This window comes from Mesorhizobium sp. M4A.F.Ca.ET.090.04.2.1, from assembly GCF_003999085.1.
Taxonomy (GTDB): Bacteria; Pseudomonadota; Alphaproteobacteria; order Rhizobiales; family Rhizobiaceae; genus Mesorhizobium.
Genome location: NZ_RZOT01000255.1, coordinates 1 through 8,270, shown reverse-complemented (window position 1 = coordinate 8,270; position 8,270 = coordinate 1). Strand labels below are relative to the sequence as shown.

The following is an 8,270-nucleotide window of genomic DNA, read 5'->3' as shown; positions in this document are numbered from 1 at the left end:
GGCGGTCGCGGGATTGCGCACCTCGGCGACGCCGGCAGCCGTCTCACGCCAGCCACCCAGAAATGCCTTGCCGGTCCAGCGCGCCTCGTCGATGAAGCTCCTGCTTTGGATGTTCACTCGTTGATCCTCCCTTGCAAACATTCGCAATTGCTCTGCTGCGCGCGCGGGGCATCTGGTCCTGCCGCTGCCAGCGCCCGCAGCACGTGAATCTTGCCGGAGGCTGTTCGCGGCAACGCCTCAAGCGCACAGAATGTCTTTGGTACTTTGTAGGCTCAAGCGCTTGGTGCAGTGGCTAACGAGCGCGGTGGCATCGAGGATGCAGCCTGGCCCCATCACCAAGACGGGGCCGACTTCACCCATTACACCGCGACCTCGGCACTGTGTGGCTCCTCCCTTGCCATCATTCGCTATGTCAAATAGCATTATTGCTATGCCGCATAGCATAGTATTGCTATCTGTCATAGTCTTTTTTGAGATTCCGGAAAGCCAAGCGGCGCAGAGCGGCGCGCTCGACAGATTGGTTGGTTGCGATCTGCGCCGGGCATCATCGTTGCAGTCTCCGACCGCATTGCCGTGCCGAGGCGCGGGGTGTCCGGCGAGCGCAAGATCTCCGAGACCAACCATGACGAGGTCGTCAAGCTGATGGTCGGCGTTGGAGGAATTACAGGAAAAGTACGCGGCGGTTTTCCGTCCGGAATTGCATCAAAACAAGTACTTAGCGCGAAAACGCCTCTAGCGAACAACGCCCCGGCAGGCCCAGGCGACATTGGCGAACGAGCGCGGGCCGTCGGGCCGGCCGGCCTGATAGGCATCGCGGACGGCGGCTTCGATGCGCGTCCGCTCTGCGGCGTCGACCGTGGACATGTATTTGCCGAGCGGCCCCTCGCCGGCGCCGATCGGCGCCCAGTAGTCGTCGAAATCCGCATAGTCCATGCGGATCATCAGCTCGGTCTCGGTGACGTCGGCAAGACCCTGCTCGACAAAGGTCCGCTTCATCTCGCCCGGCTGCATCATCGGCTGGAAGCAATAGCGGCTGCGCATCTGGCGGCCGCTTTCGCTGAGCGCGGCAACCGTGTCGATCATCATGCGCATGCCGGGCATGCCGCCGAGATGGTCCCACACCACCGCCGCGATCACGCCGCCGGGCCGCGTCACGCGGCGCATCTCGGCCACCGCCTTGCCGGTTTCCGGCACGAAGTGGAGCACGAGCAGGGCAAGGGCGCGGTCGAATGCGTCGTCCGCGAACGGCAAGGCGGTAGCGTCCGCTTGGCTGAAGGTGATGCGCGAATCGGTGTTGCGTGCCTTGGCCGCCTCGATGAAGACGGGCGAGAAGTCGATGGCCTGGATTTCGGCGAGGCCGGCGGATTTCGCCAGCTCGAAGGTCAGGCTGCCGGTGCCGCAGCCGACGTCGAGGATCTTCTCGCCGCCGGCCAGGCCGGCGAAGTCGATGAATTTGGGCGCCAGCCTGCGGCTCCAGCGTCCCATCAGCTGCTCGTAGCCGGATGCCTGGTGCACGGTGAAGCTCGACGTCATCTCGCTCTCCCTTCGCTGGCCTCAGGCTAGTCCTCGACGGGATCGATGCCAAGTGGTGGTAAGACGACCTCGTCGTTCGAGCGGCCGGACGACTCAGACTTTCGAGAACAATGCCTGCACTGTCTCGATCGGCATCAGCATCACTCGCTCGCCCAGCGGAGACAGAATGAAGCCGTGCCGCTGATAGAAGCCGACGGCGTCATCGTCTATCGCATGCGCCACCACGGCGCGAACCCCGGCGATCTCCGACACGGCCAAGCAGCGACGCAGCGCATCGGCAAGCAGGTCCCCGCCAAGCCCAAGTCCCTGGAATGCCTGATCGACCGCCAGGCGGCCGATCAGCAGCAGCGGGACCTGCTCGGGCATACCCCGCCTCAGCTTCGCGCTTGGCAGCGCGATCCGTTCTTCCATCGCCGTCGAGATCGCATAGTAGCCGATGACGCGATTATTCATGTTCGCGTCACAGATCACATAGGTCCGGGCGGACAGGCCCTCGCCGGCAAGAGCGCGATTGCGCAACCAGTCATCGAGCGTGGGATGCCTGCCGTTACGAAACGGGGACACATCGTGGCCGACGGTCAGCCGTTCCGGAGGGCTGACCCGCAACCCCGGCCCTCCACCAGCAGGCATCAGCGCTCCCAGGCGGGCTTGCGCGTCATGCGCGCGCGAAGTTCCTCGTTCGGTTTGTCGGGGGCGTCGAGCAGATCGAGCAATTTCTGATGCGCGTCGGCATCGAGAAAGAAGGCGCGCTGGTCGAGAATGGTTTCTTCAGCCTGCCTGCGGGCGCTGTCCAGCATGAATTCCGACAGTTTCTGCCCGCGCAAACCCGCGGCGCGGCTGAGAATGGCCTTCGTCCCCGCCGAAGCGCGGATCTGAATCACATCATCCTTTCGCGCCGCATCGCGATCGCGGCCGGCATGATTGGACTGCGGCATCGAAATCCTCCTGCATCAGGATCAGATATCTAGCAATTGTCATGACAATGTCAATACAGGCTCGCAGGATCTCACCCCGTAGCGTCCCGGACCCCGAGCCTGCCCACGCTCTCCCGCTCCACCAGCGGGCATTCCAGCTTGGTGATGGGATAGCGGCCGCGGCCCGGCGTGGGCGGCGCTTCCAACTGCTCGATCGCCCATTGGCCCATCGCCATATGCGGCAGGATCGATGTCGTCAGCGGCGGGAACAGATGGCGGGCGATCTCCTCGTCGTCATAGCCGACGACGGAAATATCCTCGGGGATATGCAGGCCGGCCTCCTTCAGCGCCTCGTAGCAGCCGATCGCGGTGCGGTCGTTCTGGCAGAAGATGGCGGTCGGGCGCTCCTTCAGGGCGAGCAATTTGACGGTCGCGGCATAGCCGGCGCTGGCCGACCAGTCGCCCTCGACCACCAGCTCCGGATCGAAAGGAATGTCGGCGGTGGCGAGCGCGCGGCGATAGCCTTTCAGCCTATCTTGAGCCGCTTGCATCCAGGGCTCGCCGGTGATGGTGGCGATACGGCGGTGGCCGTGGCCGATGAGATGCCTTGTCGCGCTCTGGCCGCCGGCGATCTCGGAGGGCACTACCGCCGGGAAGGCATAGTCGGCGGTGTAGCAGTTGAGCAGGATGACCGGGATGTCGAGGCTATAGAGGAACTCGGGCGCCGCGATCTCGCGGGTGAAGATGGTCATGTAGATCAGCGCCGAGATGCCGCGCCTGGTCAGCGCCTGGATGGCGCGCGGCTCCATGACGGCGTCGCCCATGGTCTGCGCGACAAGCAGCACGTTGCCGGCATTCCAAGAGGCCTGGCGCGCGCCCTCGATGGCGACCACCGCCTCGGGGCTGGTGGCGAGCTGGTCGACGGCGAAGCCGATGACGCCGTCCAGCCCCTCGAAGGGCGTCACCGGCGGCCGCAGGGCGGAAAACACCGGCGGCGAGTAACCCAGCGACCGCGCCGCTTCGATCACCCGGTCGCGGGTCTGCTGCGAGAGCCGTATGCCGGGCGAATTGTTGAGTACGAACGACACCGTCGCCTGCGAGCAGCCGGCGGCCCTGGCGATGTCGGTCATGGTGACGCGGCCTTTGGGCCTGGCGGCGCGTCGCCTGGACGCCTCCGGGGGATCGCGCAATTCCGTCGGTTCGCTCATGGTCGTTTTCCCAACCCCGGCCGGTTGTTAAGCAAAGGCCGGCAGCAACGGCAAGATGGCTTTCGTGGAAGCTCATTTATCGAAATGCAGCTGATTATAACTATTATCACACGCGACGCGTTCCGCGCCAGCCGCGCCGCACGCCGACGAAACGACCGGACAAGGTCAGCAAAGCTGACGATTTTCCTTAGAATTTCCGCGCGATGGCCCGCTTTGCCGCTGGCGCTCTTATTCCTCCCTTGCGCTCTGCTTTGGCTGCCAGATCTCCCGCCCGGGCGGGATCGGCCATCCTCGATAACTAATACTATTTACTAATAGCCGTAAGCGTTCTACTGTCAACTCGTCGTTACCGGACCCGGGCTTCCGGCTGGTGGCGTAAAGGCGTGCGATGCGGTGCGCCATCGGGCCGGCAAGCCGCCGGAAGAGGGTCGCCGCACACTCACGAAAATGTCAGACAAATCGGACTATTTACGAACTGCGAATGAGTGTCTAGTGTCTCGGTCGCGGCTGGATTGGCGCCATTCTCAGGTTGCCGGATCTGGGGCCAAACCCTTGAGGAGAGGGGCGCCCGCGCCGCAAGCGACACATTCTGTCTGTGTTTCAAAAGGGAGGTTGAACATGAAATCTGTGATCCGAACTGCGTCCATCGCCGCCGCGGCCCTGGCGCTCGGCCTGTCGGCAAGCGCGATCGCGCGCGCCGACGACAAGCCGACGCTGGCCTTCGTCGTCAACGGCGCATCCGACTTCTGGAAGGCGGCGGAAGCCGGCGTGAAGAAGGCGCAAGGCGAGCTTCCGGACTACAATCTGGAGCTGAAATATCCGGAGCAGTCGTCCGTCGCCATCCAGCAGCGGCTGATGGACGACCTGGTGACCGCCGGCGTCAAGGGCATCATGGTCTCCGCCGTCGACCCCAAGACCTCGACCGACGGGCTGAACAAGATCGCGTCCCAGACGGCACTGTTCACCACCGATTCGGACGCCCCGCAGACCAAGCGCGTCGCCTATATCGGCTCGTCCAACGTCGATGCCGGCAAGCAGGCCGCCGAGATCGCCAAGAAGGCGATGCCGGACGGCGGCAAGTGCCTGGGCTTCGTCGGCCTGCTCGGCGCCGACAATGCCAAAGAACGCATCGAAGGCATGAAGGACGGGCTCAAGGGCAGCAAGATCGAGCTGGTCGACGTTCGCGGCGACGACATCGATCAGGCGCGCGCCAAGAAGAATGTCGAGGACGCGCTGGTCGCCAGCCCCGACATCACCTGCATGGTCGGCTTCTACTCCTACAACACGCCGCGTATCTATGAAGCCCTGCGCGACGCCGGCAAGCTCGGCCAGATCACCGTCGTCGGCTTCGACGACGATCCGATCACGCTGGGCGGCGTCAAGGAAGGCACCGTTGCCGCCACCGTGGTGCAGCAGCCGTTCGAGTGGGCCTATCAGGGCATGAAGCTGATGGCCGCCTATCTCAAGGGCGACAAGTCGGGCATCCCGGAGGGCGGCCTGATCATCGTGCCGACAAAGATCATCGGCAAGGACGATGTCGACGCCTACGCCGCGAACCTCAAGGCGATGGCCGGCAAGTAGGACGACGCACGTTTCGCCGGCTCAGGGATCTGCCTTGAGTCGGCGATCATATTGACGGGCCCGCGAAGGCCCGTCAGTCTGAGGCCAAACGCCCACCGGCTGCTGTCAGGCGTGATGAATTATTCCGACGTATCCATCGCTCAATCCACGATTGCTCCGTTCCTGAGCCTGGACGGCGTGCGCAAAACCTATCCCGGCGTGGTGGCGCTGGACGGCTTCTCAATGGAGGTGCGGCCGGGCGAGGTGATCGGCCTGGTCGGCGAGAACGGCGCCGGCAAATCGACGCTGATGAAGATCCTCGGCGGCGTGACGCGGCCGGACAGCGGAACCATCATCGTCGACGGCGTCGCGCATGAGGGACTCACGGTCGAAGCCAGCATCGGTTCGGGCATCGCCTTTGTGCACCAGGAACTCAATCTGTTCGAGAATCTCGACGTCGCCGCCAATATCTTCTTCGGCCGCGAGCCGCTGCGGGCCGGGCCGCTGAAGCTGGTCGACCGCGGCAGGCTGCGCGACATGGTGGCGCCGCTGCTCAAGCGCGTCGGCGCCAATTTCTCAGCCGACGCGCCGGTCGCCTCGCTGTCGCTTGCCCAGCAGCAGATGGTCGAGATCGCCAAGGCGCTGTCGATCAAGGCGCGGCTGGTGATCCTCGACGAGCCGACCTCCAGCCTGCCGATCGCCGAGACCGACAAGCTGCTCGACGTCATCAAGGCGCTGAAGGTGGAAGGCATCAGCGTCATCTTCATCTCGCACCGGCTGCACGAGGTCGAGCGGGTCGCCGACCGCGTCGTCGTGCTGCGCGACGGCATGCTGGCCGGCACGCTGGCGAAAAGCCAGATCGACCACGACCAGATGGTCAAGCTGATGATCGGCCGCATGCTGAAGGAACGCGAGCGGGTTTCGGATTCCGCGCATGCGCCGGGCGGCGTCGCGCTCTCGGTCCGGGCTGTGCGCACCAGCGCCTATCCGGAGCGTCCCGTCGACCTCGAGGTCCGCCATGGCGAAATCCTCGGACTAGCCGGTCTGGTCGGCTCTGGCCGCACCGAGCTGGCGCGCGTGCTGTTCGGCATCGACGAATGCTTTGGCGGCAGCGTTACGCTCGACGGCAAGACGCTGAAGCTCGGCTCGGCCGCCGAGGCTGTCGCGAGCGGCATCTTCCTGGTGCCGGAGGATCGCAAGCTGACCGGTATCCTGCTCGACCTATCGATTGCCCAGAACATCTCGCTGCCCAACCTGCCGGCGCATGCGAAGCGCTCGCTGGTCTCGACGAGCGCGGAAGTTGCCACCGCGGAGAAGCAGAAGAGCAATCTCGGCATCAAGGCGCCGTCGGTCGCGACCCGCACCGGCACGCTGTCGGGCGGCAACCAGCAGAAGGTGGTGCTGGCCAAATGGCTGGCGATGAACCCCAAGGTGATGATCCTCGACGAGCCGACGCGCGGCATCGACATCGGCGCCAAGGCCGAGATCTACGGGCTGATGCGGGCGCTTGCCGATGCCGGCGTCGCGGTGCTGATGATCTCAAGCGACATGGAAGAGGTGATCGGGGTGTCGGACCGCATCGCGGTCATGCATGAGGGGCGGATATCCGGCATTCTCGACAAGGATCATTTCAGCCAGGAGAACGTGCTTCTGCTGGCTGTGGGCAAGACGCCGAAATAGTTTTGTTTGCCACAGGGTCCGGCCGCAAAACCGTGGACCCTGCCGTCAAGGGGAGGACAACGATGAGCAAGAAGGATCTCGGCCTGCTGGTCCTTATCTTGGTGGTCGGCGCCGTCGTGACGGCCATCAATCCGCGCTTCCTGTTGCCGATCAACCTCGCCAACACCTCCAACCTGATCGGGCTGTTCGGCATCCTTTCGATCGGCCAGGCCTTCGTCATCATCACAGGCGGCATCGAACTGTCGGTCGGCTCGCTTGTCGCGCTGCTCGGCACGCTGTTCATCGACTTCATCGCCGTGCGCGAGCTGGACTGGCCGCTGGCCTTCGTGCTGATCATCGCGCTCGGCGCCATCATCGGCCTGGTGCATGGCTGGCTGATCACGCGGCTGAAGCTGCAGCCCTTCGTGGTGACGCTGTGCGGCTTGCTCATCTACCGCGGCGTGGCGCGCTTCTACACCGCCGACGGCACGGCGGGCTTCGCCTTCGGCCAGAATTTCCCGGACCTCGAATTCCTCACCGCCGGACGCAGCTGGGGCGTGCCGAACAGCTTCATCGCGCTGATCATCATCGCCATCGTCATGTGGGTGGTGCTGCACCGCTCGGTATTCGGGCGCTATCTCTACGCCATCGGCAAGAACGAGGAAGCGGCGAAATATTCGGGCATTCGCACGGGCCGCATCGTCATGGCGGCCTACGTCATCTGCGGCGTGCTGACGGCGCTGTCGGCGATCTACTTCGCCATGTACACGCGCTCGATCTCGCCGGCGAGCCACGGCCAGTTCTACGAGCTCTATGCCATTGCCGCGGCCGTACTCGGCGGCTTCTCGCTGCGCGGCGGCGAAGGCTCGCTGATCGGCGTCATCCTCGGCACGGTGCTGCTGCAGGAGCTGCAGAACCTCGTCAACCTGCTTGGCATCCCGTCCTCGCTGAACTTCGCGGTGATGGGCGGGGTGATCCTGATCGGCGTGCTCGTCGACCAGCAATGGGGCGTGTTCCGGGCGCGGCGGCAGATGATCGACGCCACGCGCAGGAACGTCGCCGGCGCGCCGGCGGAGTAGCTTCCCTCGTTCGAGCTCGGCAGGCAGCGGGCAGTTTCAACTTCGCGGGCTGCCACCCTTTTTCGGACGTTGGCGCTGCCCCTGGCCTGCCTGCCGGCATCCTCTTCCCGTATAGTGACGGGGAGAGGGGCGCTCTCTTCGATGATTTCGCCAATTTCGAATGTTGCTAGATAGGCGCCGAGGCTGCGGTCGGTGTCCAGCCGATAGATGGGTAACAGTTTGAACCGGATACATAGGTAACAGTTCTCCCCCTGTTTGTCCGCTGCAGCGCCAAGCGGATTGGTTAGCGCGGCGCTGCAGCGGACAAGCGTCATACG

General features: G+C 64.3%; 7 protein-coding genes and 1 pseudogene. 4 read left to right on the top strand and 4 right to left on the bottom strand.

Going from position 1 to position 8,270, the window contains the following annotated elements; all coding sequences use genetic code 11:
- Window positions 1-546: 546 nt before the first annotated feature.
- Window positions 547-651, top strand: a pseudogene (locus tag EN781_RS35995) (sugar ABC transporter ATP-binding protein); the annotation flags it as partial.
- 81 nt (window positions 652-732) lie between these two features.
- Here the strand turns inward: EN781_RS35995 and EN781_RS18580 are convergent.
- The 4 genes from EN781_RS18580 to EN781_RS18565 form a co-directional block, all read right to left on the bottom strand.
- Complete coding sequence (locus tag EN781_RS18580) at window positions 733-1,533, bottom strand: class I SAM-dependent methyltransferase (RefSeq protein ID WP_126057068.1); 801 nt, start codon at window positions 1,531-1,533, stop codon at window positions 733-735.
- A 93-nt stretch (window positions 1,534-1,626) separates the two neighbouring features.
- Window positions 1,627-2,139 (bottom strand): GNAT family N-acetyltransferase, encoded by a 513-nt coding sequence (locus EN781_RS18575; protein ID WP_210213481.1) that lies wholly within the window; start codon window positions 2,137-2,139, stop codon window positions 1,627-1,629.
- 23 nt (window positions 2,140-2,162) lie between these two features.
- Complete coding sequence (locus tag EN781_RS18570; RefSeq protein ID WP_126057070.1) at window positions 2,163-2,468, bottom strand: DUF1778 domain-containing protein; 306 nt, start codon at window positions 2,466-2,468, stop codon at window positions 2,163-2,165.
- 71 nt (window positions 2,469-2,539) lie between these two features.
- Window positions 2,540-3,655, bottom strand: coding sequence for a LacI family DNA-binding transcriptional regulator (locus EN781_RS18565; protein ID WP_189347671.1), 1,116 nt, complete (start codon window positions 3,653-3,655; stop codon window positions 2,540-2,542).
- Between the two features lie 618 nt (window positions 3,656-4,273).
- On the opposite strand from EN781_RS18565, the gene EN781_RS18560 reads away from it, so the two are divergent.
- From EN781_RS18560 to EN781_RS18550, 3 genes are all read left to right on the top strand, one after another.
- Window positions 4,274-5,236, top strand: a complete 963-nt coding sequence (locus tag EN781_RS18560; RefSeq protein ID WP_126057071.1) for a sugar-binding protein — start codon at window positions 4,274-4,276, stop codon at window positions 5,234-5,236.
- A gap of 114 nt (window positions 5,237-5,350) precedes the next feature.
- Window positions 5,351-6,895: a sugar ABC transporter ATP-binding protein gene (locus EN781_RS18555; protein WP_126059274.1), complete on the top strand. Its 1,545-nt coding sequence runs from the start codon at window positions 5,351-5,353 to the stop codon at window positions 6,893-6,895.
- Between the two features lie 62 nt (window positions 6,896-6,957).
- Window positions 6,958-7,953 (top strand): ABC transporter permease, encoded by a 996-nt coding sequence (locus tag EN781_RS18550; protein ID WP_126057072.1) that lies wholly within the window; start codon window positions 6,958-6,960, stop codon window positions 7,951-7,953.
- The last annotated feature ends 317 nt before the right edge of the window (window positions 7,954-8,270 follow it).